This window comes from Actinobacillus arthritidis (assembly GCF_029774155.1).
Lineage (GTDB): Bacteria > Pseudomonadota > Gammaproteobacteria > Enterobacterales > Pasteurellaceae > Actinobacillus > Actinobacillus arthritidis.
On sequence record NZ_CP103833.1, the window covers coordinates 840994 to 859281 of the forward strand.

Sequence of the window (18288 nt, forward strand, 5' to 3'; positions counted from 1 at the left end):
CCGCTTAAATGAAAAAGGTGGGATAACTACCCACCTTATATATTTCTTATTTAATTAACGAATAGAGTCATTAATTGATTTTAACACTGCTAGCGGATCTTGAGCCTGAGTAATCGGACGACCAATTACTAAGAAATCAGATCCTGTTGTAATCGCTTGTTTTGGTGTCATTACACGGCGTTGATCACCAAAATCCGAACCTTCCGGACGAATACCCGGTGTGACTAATTTAAAGTCTTTACCACAATGCGTACGAAGCACTTCCACTTCCTGTGGTGAGCATACTACACCATCTAAACCAGCTCGTTGAGCTAAATGAGCTAAACGAATAACCTGTTCCATCGGTGACGCATTAATTCCAATTTGTAGTAAATCCAAATCTTCCATACTCGTTAGTACGGTCACTGCAATCAATAAAGGAGCATCTTTGCCATATGGCTCAAGAATTTTTTTCGCCGCTTCCATCATTGTTAAACCACCAGAAGCATGAAGATCTACCATCCATACACCTAAATCTGTTGCTGAACGGACTGCTCGTGCTACAGTATTCGGAATATCGTGATATTTTAAATCAAGGAAAACATCAAATTTACGTTCATGCAATTGTTTAACAAAATTTGTGCCTAATGTTGTAAACATCTCTTTGCCCACTTTTACTCGACAAAGTGACGGATCAACTTGATCTACAAAACTTAGTGCTTCATATTCCGTTTCGTAGTCTAAAGCAACAATAACTTTATTATCCATAAGGACTCCTCAATTTTAGTTTATTAATTAATCGATGCTGTGTATCGGCTTAATCTGTTCCCAGTGACGGCATGATGGACAATACCAATTTAATCGGTAGCTTTGATAACCACAATTTAAGCAACGATACTGAAAACCTTTCTTCAAACGAGAACCGACCATATTGTACAATAATACTAAGCTGTCTTTGCCTCGACCTTCTTCTGCCTCATCCACCTGATATTGAATAAAACGATGAAATGTTATCATACTCGGATATTGACTAAGCTGTTGATATAGCTTCGTATGAGTCGCCACCTTCCCGTCTTTCTGCTCAATATATTCGGTTAGTGCTAAATCAATACTACTATTATGCTTAATCTGATTAGCCTTTATAAGAAATAACTCATAATTTACCGGGTCATCTAAGGCTATATAACAGGCTTTTATTTTATATATAACTTCACCAATAAAATCCGGATCTTGCTGTAAAACATTCTCAAAATGAGTTAACGCATTTTGGAATTGATATTGTTCTAAATAATAATCGCCTAATAAAATAGACGCTCTAGCACATAAAGGAGAATATTCTAATGCCTTATGCAAAGCCTCCAAATGCCCACTAATATCGTCATTCTTTATCATTTGGGCATATTCACAATAACAATGCGAAAGCGGAATCCTATCCGTAGCTGGTTCTATCCGTAGTAATTTTTCTGCCACATTAATCGCTTTTTTCCACTCTTTAGTCTTTTGATAAATAATCATCAACTGAGTTAACGAATTAACTGCAAATTCAGGCTCATCAAGTAATAAAATGTAATAATTTTCTGCACGATCATAAAAACCTGCCGCCATAAAATCTTTAGCAAGTTGTTGTTTAGCTAATAATTTTTGTTCTATAGAATAATGAGGACTAATATCTAAAGCCTGATGAATACGTAATGCTCTATCAACCTCACCTCGAGAACGAAATAAGTTACCTAAGGTTAACTCTGCTTCAAATTGAGATTCTGTCGCTATTTGATTCTCAGACTCTTGTTTCTGTAGCATAGACAGAAAAAGATCGACTGCTTTTTCTTGTTGATTGGATAAAAGGAAATTTAGTCCCGTGACATAATCACGGGAAAATTTATTATTGATTGTGTCTTGATCCTTTTTAGCACTACGTTGCCCCATATACCAACCATAGAGGGTCGCAATTGGTAGCAAAAGGAACAGTAATTCTAACATTACTCAGCCTTTGGCGATGACGTAGTCGTTAACTCAGAAATTTGCTGAGCTTGGCGTTTCACACGGCGATTTAGAGCAATGTTTTGCCATTTAAGGCGTAAATAAAATATACCTGTAATTAACCAGCCTAAAATGAGACCGAATCCGAATAAAATAGCAACGAGTGTGGATAAACGCAGTTCGCTTTGTGCAATGACATAATTGAATGTTATTAATTGATCGTTATTTGCACCAATAGTAATTGCAACAATCACCACTGCAATAGTAATTAAGATACCAAAAATATATTTCATCGCTATTCTCCCGAGTTAATAAAAAACGACACAATGTGTCGCTTTATTAAATTCTATACTAAGTCAACACGCTCTTTTAAATCTTTTCCGGCTTTAAAATGCGGAACATATTTTGCGTCCAACTTTACACTCTCACCTGTCTTAGGATTACGCCCAACTCGAGGCTGACGATAATGCAAAGAAAAGCTACCGAATCCTCTTACTTCTACACGATCACCTTGTTCTAAAGACAACATAATTTGTTCTAACAGTTCTTTAACACCATCTTCTACTGATTTAATCTGCAAAGACGGATTAAGTGATACTAAATTGTCAATAAGCTCAGATTTAGTCATAATTTCCTCCATTATCAATTAAAGCGGATATGCTCTTGCATACCCGCTTAATAAGAAGACTCTAATTATTCGCCTTTAGTCGCTTTGAAAGCTTCTGCCATAGCGTTTGGAATTGCAACATCTTCTTTGTTTACTTGTGCGATTGCTTGCTGATTCTTCAGCTTCATCTTTTGCACGCACAGATAAGTTTACAATACGTGCTTTACGATCTACACCTGTATATTTTGCTTCGATTGCATCACCAACAGAAATAACAGATGTAATATCTTCAACACGATCACGAGTTGCTTCGTTAGCACGGATAAACGCTTCAACGCCACCTTCTAACTCAACTTTAACGCCTTTAGCATCAACTTCTACAACTTTACCCGTTAAGATTGCACCTTTTTTAGTGCTTTCTACGAAGTTAGTAAACGGATCAGATTCTAATTGTTTGATACCTAAAGAAATACGCTCTTTAACTGCATCAACTTGCAATACAACAGCTTCTACTTCGTCACCTTTTTTGTAGTTACGAACAGCTTCTTCACCTGTCACATTCCAAGAAATGTCAGATAAGTGAACTAAACCATCGATACCACCTTCAAGACCGATGAAGATACCGAAATCAGTGATAGATTTGATTTTACCTGTCACTTTATCGTTTTTATTGTGAGTTGTTGCGAAGTGTTCCCAAGGATTTGCTTTACATTGTTTTAAACCTAATGAGATACGACGACGTTCTTCATCAACTTCAAGCACCATTACTTCAACTACATCACCTACGCTAACAACTTTAGATGGATGAATGTTTTTGTTTGTCCAATCCATTTCTGAAACGTGAACTAAACCTTCAACACCGTCTAAAATTTCAACGAAACAACCGTAGTCTGTTAAGTTAGTTACTTTACCGGTTAATTTGCTATTTACAGGGTGGTTTTGAGCAATTGCGACCCATGGATCTTGACCTAATTGTTTTAAGCCTAATGATACACGAGTTTTCTCTTTATCAAATTTAAGGACTTTAACAGTTACTTCTTGACCTACAGCAACTACTTCACTTGGATGTTTAACACGTTTCCATGCCATATCTGTGATATGTAATAAACCGTCAACACCACCTAAATCAACGAATGCACCGTAATCAGTTAAGTTTTTAACCGTACCAGTTACAACTGAACCTTCAACTAAGTTCGCTAATACTTCATCACGATCTTGGTTGCTTTCAGATTCAATTACCGCACGACGAGAAACAACTACGTTATTACGTTTTTGGTCAAGTTTGATAACTTTAAATTCTAATTCTTTACCTTCTAGGTTTAACGAATCGCGAACTGGACGAGTATCAACTAATGAACCAGGTAAGAATGCACGAACACCGTTTAATTCAACAGTGAAACCGCCTTTTACTTTACCGTTAACGAAACCGATAACTGTAGCTTGTTCTTCGAATGCTTTTTCTAAAGCAATCCAAGCTTCGTTACGTTTTGCATCACCACGAGAAACAACTGTTTCACCAAAGCCGTCTTCAACTGCTTTAAGAACAACATCTACTTGATCGCCAACTTGAACTTCTAATTCACCTTGAGCGTTCATAAATTCTTCAGCAGGGATTGATGATTCAGATTTGAAACCTGTATCAACAATTACATAACCTTTTTGAATAGCAACAACAGTTCCTTTAACCACATCACCTAAACGCGGAGTTGCGACAAAAGATTCTTCTAGTAGTTGAGCAAACGATAATTCTGACATAATTTTCTTCTTAAATAAAAATGAACATCCATCCAACATCCTGTCAAACGGGGTTAGTAATAATTACTAAACACATCCTGTGTTCAGCAAAACAAAATTAAATTGTTCTGAATTTAGCAACATGCTCTAATGCTTGAGCAATTACCTCTTCAATCGACATATTAGTCGAGTCTAACAATAACGCATCTTTAGCCGGAACTAACGGCGCAACAGCCCGATTTCTATCTCGAAAATCACGTTCTTTAATCTCGGCTAAAATCTCGTCAAAGTTAGCATTAAATCCTTTATCTTGCAACTGTTTTACACGTCTTTTTGTACGTTCTTCAGCACTAGCGTCAAGAAATAATTTTACTTGTGCATCAGGAAAGACAACTGTTCCCATATCACGCCCATCGGCGATAAGACCTTTAGACGAACTAAAATCTCTTTGGCGTTGTAGTAATGCTTCTCTCACCTTAGGGAAAACAGCTACTTTTGAAGCATTTTGCCCTGCTTCTGCGGTACGAATCTGATCACCAACATTTTCCCCATTTAGGATAACATTAATTTCACCATTTTCAGGTACAAACTTCACATCTAAATGACGACCAACATCTGCTAATTTAGCTTCATCATCTAACGCAACGCCTAATTTAATCGTCGCCAAAGCCGTAATACGATAAATTGCACCGGAATCCAAAAAATCAAAACCTAATTTTTCCGCTAAAGCATGACATAATGTCCCTTTGCCCGCACCACTTGGGCCATCCACCGTAATCACAAAATTACTCATAAAACACCTTAAACTTTATTTATTCTAAATTTATAACTCCGGAAATTCTCCAATAATGACATTAACTGTAAAGACTTTGCCATTACGTAAAACTTGAACCTTCACTTTTGTTCCCGGCTTAATATTTGCTAAAACATCCATCATTTGGGTTGGAGATACAGCCTCAACCGAACCTACTGCTAATATCCGGTCCCCCTCTTCAATTCCTGCTCGTGCAACAGGCCCATTAACAGCAATACCTGTAATTAAAACACCTTTCTGTTCATTATCATCAGACAAAGAAGAGTATAAGGAACTGTTTACGCCAAAATATCCTCGAATTACGCGTCCATCTTTAATAATCTTTTCCATAATTTGTTTCGCTAAATTGATAGGAATTGAGAAATTTAATCCTTCTGCCAATTCATCACTGGTTTTCCCTAAACTTAACGTATTAATACCGACCAATTCGCCTGCTGTATTAACTAATGCCCCACCAGAATTACCTTTATTGATTGATGCATCAGTCTGAATAAAATTTTGGCGTACCGCCGTCTGTTAAGGCATTTCGTCCTGTTGCACTGATAATGCCTTGTGTAATACTTTGTCCTAAATTAAGCGGATTACCGATTGCAAGCACAATATCACCGACACGAACCGGACGGTTATTATTTTGAGGAATCGTTGGTAAATGTTCAGCTTCTATTTTTAACACTGCCAAATCGGTCAATGTGTCATCTCCCACCAATTTAGCATCAAAAATTTGACCTGTTTGTAGTGCTACTGTAATTTGTGTCGCATTCTGAATAACATGCTTATTTGTCAGAATATAACCATTTTCTGTCATTATCACCCCTGAACCAAGATTTTTTATTTCAAGGGAATCTCCAGATTGATTAATTGACTCATTATAAACATTCACAACAGCAGGAGAAGCTAATCTGACCGCTTCATGATAACTTAGGATATTATTGGAATTATAGGCTTTTACAATAAAAGGTGAGCGAACTAAAGGTGCGACCACAAGAATCAGAAATGCACAAAATAAGCCAAATATAACCGCTTGTATGATCTTCTTTAGCATATTATGTTCCTTATAATTTCTTACAGATTCTGAAAATAATGACTCAAAGAGATAGATTAACTTATTAAAACTGCATATAACGAAAAAGGCGATTTCCTGAGGGAAAATCGCCTTTTATATAATTGGTGCTCTGGGCGAGACTCGAACTCGCACATCCTATGGACACTACCCCCTCAAGATAGCGTGTCTACCAATTCCACCACCAGAGCTTAATCTTTCCAAAATTATTGAGGAATATCGTTATTTTGGTTTTCTGTTTTTGGTTGTTCAACTTTTTGTTGAACGCCACTTAAATCTTCAAACTGACTTTTTGGTGCTACTTGATGCGAATTTAAATTGCCGATAAGTAAGCTAATACCAAAAAAGATAATGGCTAAAACCGCTGTTGTTCTTGATAAGAAATTAGCTGAACCAGCTGAACCGAATACGGTTCCTGACGCACCGCCACCAAATGAGGCACCTGCATCAGCTCCTTTACCTTGTTGCATTAAAACAAAACCAATTAATGCAATTGCAACAACGAGATAAATAATTGTTAGTACGTTTAACATTTAAACTCTCTATTATTTTGTCCGCGATAAATTTCAGATTTTACAATTAAAATCTACTTGCGATGGCGTGCATAATATAGATTTCACATTCGCCTTGCAAGCTATTTTTTTATTTCAATTAGGCATTTGCCTTATTTTTCAGCAACTTGTGAATTTTTCTTAAAACTTGACCGCTTACGATAGGATACAGGTGGTTGAATTTGACTTAAATTCTGTAAGTTCTGCCTATCTGTATGCAATAATTCCGGTAACTTACTAGTTAAAGTAGCCATAAATTGCTGATAACTCGCTTGTTTTTTACTAATGTCCGTTAATTGCATTTCCCAATGTGCAGTCATATCTGGCTGAGTCGCTTCATCCGGCAATGCACTAATTAAAATCCGTCCTGCTTCCGTGCTATGGATATTCCGTCCTTTTTTAACTAAAAATCCTCGTTTGAATAACAATTCTATAATACCGGCACGCGTTGCTTCTGTCCCTAAACCATCTGTTTCACGCAATACCTTTTTAAGCTGTTTATCTTGCACAAAACGCGCAATACCAGTCATTGCAGACAATAAACTTGCATCGGTAAAATGACGAGGAGGCTGGGTTTTCTTACTAACAATCTCTCCCTGTTCACAATATAACTGTCGCCCTTTCTTCACAACCGGTAACAACGGTTCTAACACTTCATCACTGTCTTCTTTACCTAGTAATGCTTTCCAACCGGCAACAATCAAGTTTCGAGCTTGCGCATTAAAAACGCCACCGACGATATCCAATACGATTTTACCTTTGCGATATTCCGCATCCGGACAAAATTGCATTAAGTATTGGCGAGCAATCAGTTGATAAATACGCTTTTCGTTTTCAGTTAGTTGTATCGAACCTTGGCGAGCAGTTGGAATAATGGCGTGGTGCGCTTCCACCTTTTTATCATTCCAACAGCGATTACGAATTTCCGGATTAACCACCTCAGGCTTTTCTTTATATTCATCTAGGTGATGAGCGATTGCCGCCATCACTTTAAAACGATCAGCATAATGCTCATTCGGTAAATAACGGTTATCCGAACGGGGATAAGTAATTAACTTATGCGTTTCGTATAGCTTCTGACAAATATCCAACACTGCCTGTGCCGACAAACCGTAACGACGTGCCGCATCAATTTGTAACACCGATAATGAATAAGGTAGCGGTGCGGTTTCGGTTTCAATTTTATCTTGATAGTCCGTGACCAATGCTTGCTTGGTCGGTAATGCGTTTAACCACATTTTCCGCCAAACTTCTGGATAACACACGACCGTCTTCATCTTGATAATCTTCGCACGCCTTACTCGGTTGCCATTGTGCGGTAAAGCGTTCTTGAGTTTCTGGCACCACAATATGCGCTAATACTTCAAAATAGTCTTTCGGTACGAAATGTTCAATTTCCAAATCTCGGCGTACAATTAAGCCTAACACAGGAGTTTGCACACGCCCTACTGATAATACACCTTGATAGCCTGCCCAACGTCCTTGTAAGGTATAAGCACGTGTCATATTAATGCCATATAACCAATCTGCCCTTGCACGTGCTAATGCCGAGGTGGCAAGCGGTATAAAATCACGATTATTTTGCAATTTATCAATCGCCTTTTTGACTGCACTCGGATTGAGATCGCTCACTAAACAACGCTGAATCTGATTACGCTTTTCTGCCGGCACATTTAGATAACTGAACACTTCATCAACGAGTAGCTGTCCCTCTCTGTCCGGGTCACCAGCATTGACCAATACATCCGCTTTTTTTACTAATTTTTCGACCGCTTTCAGTTGCTTTAATGTCTCTTTTTTAGGCACTAACTGCCATTGTTGTGGAATAATCGGCAAATGTTCCATACGCCACATTTTAAAACGTTCATCATAAACATCCGGCTCTGCTTGTTCCAATAAATGACCGATACACCAAGTGACCACATCATGTTCACCGCATTGGATATACCCCTCTCCTCGAGTATGAGGTTTAGGTAATACATCTGCAATTGCTCTCGCTAAACTTGGTTTTTCCGCTAAAAATACTCTCAATGCGATTATTCCTAATATAATTCTGCTTATCTTGCTAAAAATTGTCGGATGTTTCTCAATAAAAAGCAATATTCATTTTTGATGCTAAACAAACTAAAAAGGCTGAATCCGATATTTACCAGATTCAGCCTTTGAAGATCAATATACTCAATTAGATTGAATAATTACGCGTTACCGCCAGTGATTTTAGCAACTTCTGTCGCGAAATCTTCTTCAACTTTCTCGATACCTTCACCAACTTCTAAACGAATGAAGTTAGTTACTTTAGTATTGACAGATTTTAAGTAGTCGCCTACTGATTGTGAAGGATCCATTACAAATGCTTGACCTGTTAATGAAACTTCACCAGTGAATTTCTTCATACGACCTTCAACCATTTTCTCTGCGATTTCTTTTGGTTTACCAGAGTTGATTGCAATGTCGATTTGGATTTGACGTTCATGTTCAACAACTTCTGCTGAAACATCTTCAGGGTTTACAAATTCAGGGCGACTTTTTCGCAACGTGCATTGCAACTTTTTTCAATTCTTCCTCTGAACCTTCACCTGCTACTAACACACCGATTTTTGCACCGTGTAAGTATTGAGCGATAACTTGACCATCTAAGTATTGAACACGACGAATGTTCATGTTTTCACCGATTTTAGCCACTAATGTCGCACGTTTTTCTTCAAATTGTCTTGCTAATGTTTCAATCGTTGTATCTTTGTTTGCTAATGCGAAATCAGCAACTTCGTTTGCTAAACCTAAGAAACCTGCATCTTTTGCTACGAAGTCAGTTTCACAGTTCATTTCTACTAATACACCGAAGCCTGCACCGATACGTGCTAAAATAACGCCTTCTGCCGCTACACGACCTGCTTTTTTAGCCGCTTTAGCTTGACCAGATTTACGCATGTTGTCGATTGCTAATTCGATATCACCGTTTGCTTCAACTAACGCTTTTTTACATTCCATCATACCTGCGCCAGTACGTTCACGAAGTTCTTTTACGAGTGATGCTGTGATTTCAGCCATTTTGTATTCCTCTAAGGTTGAATTAGATAAGAAAAGCAGGGGGATAAAAATCGCCCCTGCTCCAAAGTGATTTAAGGGCTATGCCTTAATAACGATTATTCAGCTGTTGCTTCTAACTCAGCTTCAACGTTTGAACCACGACCTTCTTTAACTGCTTGCTGATCTTGCATCTAAGTAAAGTTGGATTGCACGTGTTGCGTCATCGTTACCCGGGATGATGTAGTTAACACCGTCTGGTGTAGAGTTTGTATCAACGATAGCAAATACTGGAATACCTAAGTTGTTTGCTTCTTTGATTGCGATATGCTCGTGGTCAGCACCGATGACGAAAATTGCATCCGGAAGACCAGCCATATCTTTGATACCGCCTAAGCTTAACTCTAATTTTTCTAACTCACGAGTACGCATTAACGCTTCTTTTTTAGTGATTTTGTCAAAAGTACCGTCTTGAGTTTGAGCTTCTAAATCTTTTAAACGTTTGATTGATTGACGTACTGTTTTCCAGTTAGTCAACATACCACCTAACCAACGATGGTTTACGTAGAATTGTTGGCAATCTACTGCTGCCGCTTTAACTGCTTCAGACGTCGCACGTTTTGTACCAACGAATAAAATTTTACCATTGTTGCTTGAAATGCGAGTTAATTCTGCTAAAGCTTCGTTGAATAAAGGTAAAGTTTTTTCTAAGTTGATTACGTGAACACCGTTACGCGCACCGAAAATGAATGGTTTCATTTTTGGGTTCCAGTAACGAGTTTGGTGACCATAGTGAACGCCCGCGTTAAGCATATCGCGCATAGAAACTTGTGCCATAAGAATTTTCCTTAAATGTTGTTTGCTTTGTCACTTATGCAAGACAAAGCGGGGTTTAGCCTCCACATATCCTAATAAATCAACCACTTACGTAGCACCCCAATCATTAGCTTTTGATATGTGTGTGTTTTAGTGTTAAAAAATAAATGTGAATGTTTCTCGCCCAAAATTATTCAGACAAAAAACGGGGCGAATTATGCCAAAAAACAAACAAAATTGCCAGTAATTTTTTACAAAAATGGCAATAAGGTTGACCGCTTGTTATTTAACAACAGCCCATACAACAATAACTTTCTCGCTCGCTTAAATTGATTTGTTTATTATGAAATTGCTGTAAGGTACAACGATGTCCCACACTAATAATAATGCTGTTCGGCAATCGGTTTCGAATTGTTCGATATAAGATCGCTTCAGTTGGTTCGTCTAATGCCGAGGTGGTTTCATCCAAGAAAATCAATTCCGGTTTTGCCAACAAAATCCGTACAAAAGCAATACGTTGTAATTCGCCCGGCGAAAGCGTGGCTTGCCAATCGGTATCAAAATCGAGTGAATCCATATATTTATCTAGACAACACTCTTGCATTGTCGCTTTTAGCTGTTCGTCAGTCACGGATAAACTCGGATAACAGATTGCATCACGTAAACTGCCTTGCGGTACATAAGGACGTTGTGGCAAGAATAACGGTTGTTCTAAACAAGCACGCTCCGCCACACCAAACGTTTCAAACGGGTAAATTCCTGCCAATGCCTTTAATAACGTAGTTTTACCCGTACCGGAAGCCCCCTGAATCAGTAATGAATCACCAGTATGTAGTTCTATATTGATATTTTTCAGCAAAATTTGACCGCTTGCATCTTTAATACCGAAATCCTTCAAGACAAATCCTCGAGAACAAGGATAAGGAATATGTATCGGCATCCGATCAAGTTTATTAAGCGTCGTGAAAAATCCGTATAAACGGTTTAAACGGGCTTGATATAGCGTAAACTCTTCATAAAACAAGCGAAAAAACGACAATGCACGCATCAAGCGATTAAATGATTGTACCGTTTGATGCATATCGCCTAAAGTTGCTTGTCCGGCAAAAAAACGAGGAGCTTGTAACATCAAAGGTAAAATCATTGCTACTTGTGTGACACCGGTATTAAAACCATCTAATCCCAACATCTTGCGAACAATCTTCCAACGATTGGCAATGATATAATCGAATTTAGCGGTTAAATTACGCTGTTCTCGAGATTCTCCCGAATAAAAGGCGATACTTTCCGCATTATCCCGTACACGAATTAACGAATAACGATAATCGCCTTGTAATTTTTCTTTATTAAAATTTAAACGAATCAGCGGTCGTCCAATCCAAACCGATAAAACAGTCGCAAAAATAATAAACAGATAAATAAAGAACACTACGCCCTTTGGAATATCTACACCGAATAGCGTCAATAGTCCCGACAAGCCCCATAAGATAATAGTAAACTCAATGGTGGCAACAATCGAATTAATCACACCTCGAGTAACTTCCACCGTTCCCGAAACAAAAGCGGTTGCGTCCTGTTCGATACGTTGATCAATATTATCTGGCAAATGCTTTTCATACTGCAAAAGGTAGTAATTTTTATTCTGCAACCAACGATGTAACATTTCGCTATTCAGTTTTTCCAACCATTTAATTTCAAACGACTGTGTCAGGAAATAGTTGATGATCGAATGAATAATCTTGACGATAACTAACAACGCATTAATGCCAGCAAAAAACCAAAATGCTTCGATCTCTTTGTCTTGTAATGATTTATATAACCCGTTGTAGAAAAAGGTGTTTAAGACGCTGATACGTACTTCCAGTAAGATCAAAAAGATCAGCAATAAAAGTAAGCCTATTGTTTTGCCTTTGTGACTTTTTTGCCAACATGGTCGGGTAATATGCCAAAAGCGGTGTCCGAACTCAGTTTGTTTGAGTAACCAACTCGTCACTAAAAGTCCGATGGATACGCAACAAAGTGTACTTATCAACCATAAAAAACTATTATTTAATTCTGTTTGCCAATTCATGTAAAAATATATAAAAATCACGTTTCCGAATAAAAAAACAAGCGGTCGGAATTGGCAAATTTTTTGCAAAATCCGACCGCTTGCCAAATGGCTATTTAAAATGAATATTCCATATTAGCCCAGTAAGTACGAGGCATACCTAACACGGCAAAACTGCGGTCATATTGACCACGTTGTACTTGCCAATAGTGCTTATTAAAGGCATTTTCTACTCCAGCCCGTAAAGTCAACGTCTGTTTATCCGCGACTTTCACCACATATTTTGCTCCGAAATCCACTGTGGTATAGGACGGCAAACGATAATTCGCCTTCGTATCCTGATAAGATTTACCATAATATTGTAGTGCGGCATTTAACGTTAAGTTAGCCACAAACGGCGTATCCCATTCCACATTCGCCTTTGCCATCCAACGAGGGCTGGTTACTTGCACGCCGTCGGTAATCACATCGGAATAAGTCGGGAAATCAAAGACTTTCGCTTGGTTATAAGTTAACCCTAATGACGGACGTAACGTATTATTTAACAAACTTGCATAGGTATTCAATTCAATCCCACGATTACGTTCTTTTCCATGTTCTTTTCCTGCAAGTGCTTTTAACGTTTCTTTATTACCACGAATAATCCCCGGACGGCGAATTTCATAAGCACTTAGTGTCGTAGTAAGCCAATTATCCCAGTTTTTACGCACGCCGACCTCGATTTGCTTGCTGACACGCGGGCTATTCATTTCACCGGTTTCCGCATCAACATTACCCGGTTCTAAATCTTCTAAATAGTTACCGTAAAACACTAAATCCGGATTCAGCACATAAGCAAGTGTTACCATCGGGCTAAAACGATCTGCTCTCACTTCAGTATTATCCGATTTATTCTGTTGCTTAATCCACTGAAAACGACCACCTAAAGTTAGACGAACACTATTTTCAATCAAACCTAAGGTATCCGCAAAGGCAAGACTATTGGCACTCAGTTTTGAATCCACGCCTTGGGTATTTGCAGTTAAATCAAAGTTTTTTAACGGTGCAAAGCTTGGTGCATAGATTGTACCACCTTTAATTCTTCCGTTAGTTTTACTGCTTTGGTCATGATCTCGTTGACGTACTACTGAATCAAAGGCTAAATTCCAATTATGTGAAACTGCCCCTGTTTCAAAATCACCCTGTAATTTCAAATTACCGCTGGTAGTACGAGAACGGAAGTCCATACCACGAATACCGCTTACTTCAAACTCACCGTTTTGTTCAGGTTTGGTAATCTGTCCGAATGCACCTGAATAGCGAGATTCCATATGACCCAAACCACCCGATAACATCATTCCGTAAGGGAGATCATATTCAAATGTCCCCATAACCGTTTCATCTTCGGTAGTCTGTCCTAACCAATGCGGATTTAAGTTAGTTTTACCATTAGGGGCAGACGGAACGGTATAAACTAGATTTTGTAGATCTTGCAGACGAGCACGCCCGCCATCAGTATCACGCTTACTATACATATAATCCAAGCCTACCCGTAATTTCTCGCCTTGGTAATCAGCACCGATTGCCAATTCTTTATTCATTTCATCGTAATCGTTACGTGCAGTATTACCGTCACGATATTTACCGCTCACACGCACACCCCATTCGTTATTCGCACCAAAACGGCGACCGAAATCGAAGGTTTCTTGTAAACGATTATTACTATACCAACCGAAGCCTATTTTATTAATGTCTTCATCAGTTGCTCGTTTAGTTTCGATATTCATTGAAGCACCGGCAGAACCTTCCGGATCCATACCGGTAGTTGCCGTGGAAGCCCCTTTGATTAATTGTGCCGAAGCAACTGCTGTTGTAGGAGAGTTATAAGCGGAATATAGACCAGCTAAACCATTAACACTCACTTGACGCATATCTAATTGTAAATTACGTACATACACACCGGATAACGTATTACTTTCGCCACCAAAATTCATCACTGAAGCATCGGTTTTCGCAATGGCATCAACTACGTTACGTGGTGCTTTATCCTCAAAGGCTTTCTCATCATAATTCACCACTGAAATCGGCGAAGTAAACGCAGTCTGTCTACCAAGTAGACTTAAATTCACAATTTCTTTCTGTTTATCACCGGCGACTTTTGCTTTTTCAAATTGGGCTGTCACATCAATATGCTCTAATGTTGTTGCTTCCTCTGCCAATGCCATTGTCGGTAAGACAAATAATGCCGTATAAATTACGCTATGCTTAAACTTCATAAGACGCTTCCATAAAATAATTAATTAAGAAATACAAAAATTAATAGATTTAATTTATTGAAAATCATTATCAATAATAGTTACAAATCATACAGACTTCCAAAATAAAAATCTCTCTCATCTAGCATTATTTATTTTTCTTTACAAAGTAATTGCACAAAGCAACAAGCAGTCCTTTTTAACTCAAGTCTTGTAAGGACATGAGTTAAAACAACCGCTTATCATCAATATTAAATAGAATTAAAACTATCGTGTCGTTTTCATTAGCCAACCAAATAAACCAATAATTAACATCATCACAATAATTAAGGTTGAACCGTATGCTACTGCTAATCCATATGCACCGTCTTCAACTCGATTCAGAATATAAGATGTCGCAACTCTGGTGCTCGGCGATACTAAAAATACAATTGCACTAATCGTCGTCATTGAACGAACAAAGCTAGTGACCAATGCTGATAAAAATGCTGGTTTTAACAATGGCAAGGTTACAAATAGTAAAGTTTTCAACGAACTTACTCTTAATGAAAACGAGGCTTCATCGAGTGATTTATCCAATTGCCGCAATGCCGCCATACAAGCTCGCATACCAATCGGCATATTACGTGTTACCATCGACAACACAATAATTACTGCCGTGCCGGTGAGATAAAACGGCGAATGATTAAACGCCACCACATAAGACACGCCGGCAACCGTCCCCGGTACGGCAAAACAAAGCAAGGTAATAAATTCCAAACTTTGTTTGCCGACAAAGTTACGACGAGTCAGTAAATAAGCGATTAATAACCCCAATATCGCACTAATCGGAGCGGCAATCAGTGAGTACAATACCGTTTGAATCAATGACGGAAAACCGCCCTGATCTAAACCTTGCCCAAATAATTTACGATAATTTTCTAAGGTAAAGCTATGATCCACACCCCAATTTACGGTAAAGTCGCCGTAAAAAATCGAGCCGTACAGTAAAACGGTAAAACCAACCCAAGCGACGAGTATGCAAAAAATTAGGCTTTTTAGACCGCTTGGTAACGGTTGGAATGCTCCTCGATACCCTTTTCCGGAAACCGTGACGTAAGATCCTTTACCAATCCACCAATATTGAATCAGAAAAAATAGCAAGGAAAAGCCGAGTAAAATCGCACCTAAACCGCTTGCCGCATAATCCAATTGTGTGCCGACAAGGTAAAAATAAATTTGGCTCGCCAATACATCGAAATTACCGCCCAACACAAACGGTGTACTAAAATCGGCAAGTGATTGTACGGTAATCACTAAAAACGAATTGGCTAATGCCGGTTTAAGCAACGGTAATAATACAAAGCGGAAAGTTTGCCAACTGTTTGCTCGTAACGTATAACTCGCCTCTTCCAGCACCACGTTAGATGACTTTAACGCACCTTCTAAAATCATAAACGCCATCGGTGTAAGTGCTAAGGTGTGTGAAAGCGCAATCCCTGTAAAGCCATACAGCCAATTTGCACGAAAGCCGAAATATTCCACCAAAAAGTCAGTAATATAGCCGGAACGTCCAAGCATTAACACTATGCCCAAACTCACCACAAAAGGCGGTGTGACCATCGGCAAAACCGAAAAAAATTTACTGAGCAAGCGAGTGCGTTTGCTGGCCATTCGCGTGGTATAAAGTGCAAAACATAAACCGAGAACAGTTGATAGCACGCCTACAGTTGCTGATACACTTAACGAGTTCCAAATAATGCGTAAAAGATAGCTTTGCTCTAGGATCACAAGCGCATTGCCTTCGCTGAACATCGTGCTAAAAATTGTGGTGATCGGATATAAAATAAAAAGCACTATCGTTAATACCACCACTAACAGGCTCACAATCATAAAGCGATCCGCTTGTAGCACCTTCAAATTCGCCAATGCATTACTACTGATTGCTAATAGTGCTAAAGCAAGAAAAATAATCGCATAACCGAAACGATAATTAAGATAAACGGCGGAAGATAACAGAAAAAATATGAGAAACAACGCCAAACCCAATTCGATTCGGTCAGCGTAAAGTGAGATCTTTGATGTAACGAAACACTGGAAAAATCAGTAAACCGCCAAACCAAAGCCAACTTATATTCGGATTGTTCCAGCCCATTGCCGCAACGAGTTCACTTTCAGTTGCACCAAATAACCCGTAATGTAGCGCTTGCGAGGGCAAACAAGCAAAGGCAAGCAATGCTAATAAGATCCAAAAATAAGAATGAGAAAAACGTTGTAACATAAAAGATTTGTCGTGTTTAAAAAATAGTAGGGGCGAACAGTGTTCGCCCACATTATTTTCACAGCTAATTATTTCGCTAATTTAATTTCAGTAAGCCATTTATCAATTAAACGCTTACCTTCTTCACTCGAACCGAATTTATCAAAATCGAAATCCAATAAGTCGAGTTTTTTCGGATCTACCGAGCTTGGTGAAGCCTTCGCATTCACATTGGTCGGAATCTGATATACACCATGTTCTCGCCACGGTAATTCTTGTGATTCGGCACTTAACACGTAATCCATAAATAATTTAGCATTTTCTAAATTACGTGCGTTCTTAATAATACTCGCTCCGCCCAACGCATAACCGACTTTACCTGCCGGAATCACTGTTTCAACTGGCGCACCTTTTTCTTTTTCAGTCGCATACGCATGTACAAAACCGATACTTGCCGCACTTCACCACGGGCAAGATTTGCTGTGACTAAATTACTTTTTACATATTGTGATACGTTTTCATTTAATTTCTTAAGATACTCGAACGCTTTTTCTTCACCCAATTTCTGAATAAGTGTTGCCATAATCGTGTAAGTCGTCCCTGAAGATCTGGGATCCGGCAACTGAATCTCACCTTTAAATGCCGGATTCAACAAATCATCCCAGCTTTGCGGCGCTTTCACGCCCAATTTCTGTAACTTCTCACTATTTACCCCAAAACCCAACACTAACATATAGATAATCGAGGTTTTATCGCCACGTTTTTCCATTAGTGATTTAAATTGCGGCAGAATCTCCGCTTGTTTTGGCGAACGATAACTTTCTAATAAGCCAAGTTCTCCGGCTTGGAAATGCGGTTCAATCGTACCACCGACCCAAATATCCGCCTGTGGATTGTCTTTTTCCGCTTTAATTTTGCCGAAAATCGTACCGGTACCGCCGTGGATAAACTGCGTTTCAACCTGATATTGCTTCGCAAACTTTTGAGTTAAATTTTCACACACCTCATTTTGCGCCGTACAATAAACAGTTAAACACCCCTCCGCCTGAGCCGTGTTCGCACTTAATAATGCCGATGTTGTACTTGCGATTAGAGCCAACGTTTTTAGTTTTGCTTTCATTATGCTTATCCTTTTTTATTTGCCGAAAATAGTGCGTCATTCTCAAGATAAACAGACATGATTTAAAGAGTCAGAAATTA

General features: G+C 38.7%; 8 protein-coding genes, 1 tRNA gene and 7 pseudogenes. All 16 read right to left on the bottom strand.

Annotated features, from left to right (window positions below):
• Positions 1–54 precede the first annotated feature (54 nt).
• Positions 55–747, bottom strand: coding sequence for an orotidine-5'-phosphate decarboxylase (gene pyrF, locus NYR89_RS03960; RefSeq protein WP_279446434.1), 693 nt, complete (start codon positions 745–747; stop codon positions 55–57).
• Positions 748–774: 27 nt separating this feature from the next.
• Complete coding sequence (gene lapB / locus NYR89_RS03965; RefSeq protein WP_279446435.1) at positions 775–1959, bottom strand: lipopolysaccharide assembly protein LapB; 1185 nt, start codon at positions 1957–1959, stop codon at positions 775–777.
• Positions 1959–2252: a LapA family protein gene (locus tag NYR89_RS03970; RefSeq protein ID WP_279446436.1), complete on the bottom strand. Its 294-nt coding sequence runs from the start codon at positions 2250–2252 to the stop codon at positions 1959–1961. Before NYR89_RS03970 ends, lapB begins: the two co-directional genes overlap by 1 nt.
• A 53-nt stretch (positions 2253–2305) precedes the next feature.
• Positions 2306–2587 carry an integration host factor subunit beta gene (locus NYR89_RS03975; RefSeq protein ID WP_279446438.1) on the bottom strand — a complete coding sequence of 94 codons (282 nt, stop codon included), beginning with the start codon at positions 2585–2587 and terminating at the stop codon, positions 2306–2308.
• 65 nt (positions 2588–2652) lie between these two features.
• A pseudogene (gene rpsA / locus NYR89_RS03980) lies at positions 2653–4321 on the bottom strand (30S ribosomal protein S1).
• A gap of 97 nt (positions 4322–4418) precedes the next feature.
• Positions 4419–5093, bottom strand: a complete 675-nt coding sequence (gene cmk / locus NYR89_RS03985; protein ID WP_279446439.1) for a (d)CMP kinase — start codon at positions 5091–5093, stop codon at positions 4419–4421.
• A gap of 30 nt (positions 5094–5123) precedes the next feature.
• Positions 5124–6156: pseudogene (gene degS, locus NYR89_RS03990) on the bottom strand (outer membrane-stress sensor serine endopeptidase DegS).
• A gap of 123 nt (positions 6157–6279) precedes the next feature.
• Positions 6280–6365, bottom strand: a tRNA-Leu gene (locus tag NYR89_RS03995).
• A 15-nt stretch (positions 6366–6380) separates the two neighbouring features.
• Positions 6381–6707 (bottom strand): preprotein translocase subunit SecG, encoded by a 327-nt coding sequence (secG, locus tag NYR89_RS04000; RefSeq protein ID WP_279446440.1) that lies wholly within the window; start codon positions 6705–6707, stop codon positions 6381–6383.
• A gap of 131 nt (positions 6708–6838) precedes the next feature.
• Positions 6839–8756: pseudogene (locus tag NYR89_RS04005) on the bottom strand (DNA topoisomerase III).
• 164 nt (positions 8757–8920) lie between these two features.
• Positions 8921–9773, bottom strand: a pseudogene (gene tsf, locus NYR89_RS04010) (translation elongation factor Ts).
• Positions 9774–9868: 95 nt separating this feature from the next.
• Positions 9869–10586, bottom strand: a pseudogene (gene rpsB, locus NYR89_RS04015) (30S ribosomal protein S2).
• Positions 10587–10851: 265 nt separating this feature from the next.
• Positions 10852–12636, bottom strand: a complete 1785-nt coding sequence (locus tag NYR89_RS04020) for an ABC transporter ATP-binding protein/permease (RefSeq protein ID WP_279446441.1) — start codon at positions 12634–12636, stop codon at positions 10852–10854.
• 95 nt (positions 12637–12731) lie between these two features.
• Positions 12732–14870, bottom strand: coding sequence for a TonB-dependent siderophore receptor (locus NYR89_RS04025; protein WP_279446442.1), 2139 nt, complete (start codon positions 14868–14870; stop codon positions 12732–12734).
• A gap of 246 nt (positions 14871–15116) precedes the next feature.
• A pseudogene (locus tag NYR89_RS04030) lies at positions 15117–17109 on the bottom strand (ABC transporter permease).
• 68 nt (positions 17110–17177) lie between these two features.
• Positions 17178–18208, bottom strand: a pseudogene (locus NYR89_RS04035) (ABC transporter substrate-binding protein).
• Positions 18209–18288: the final 80 nt, after the last annotated feature.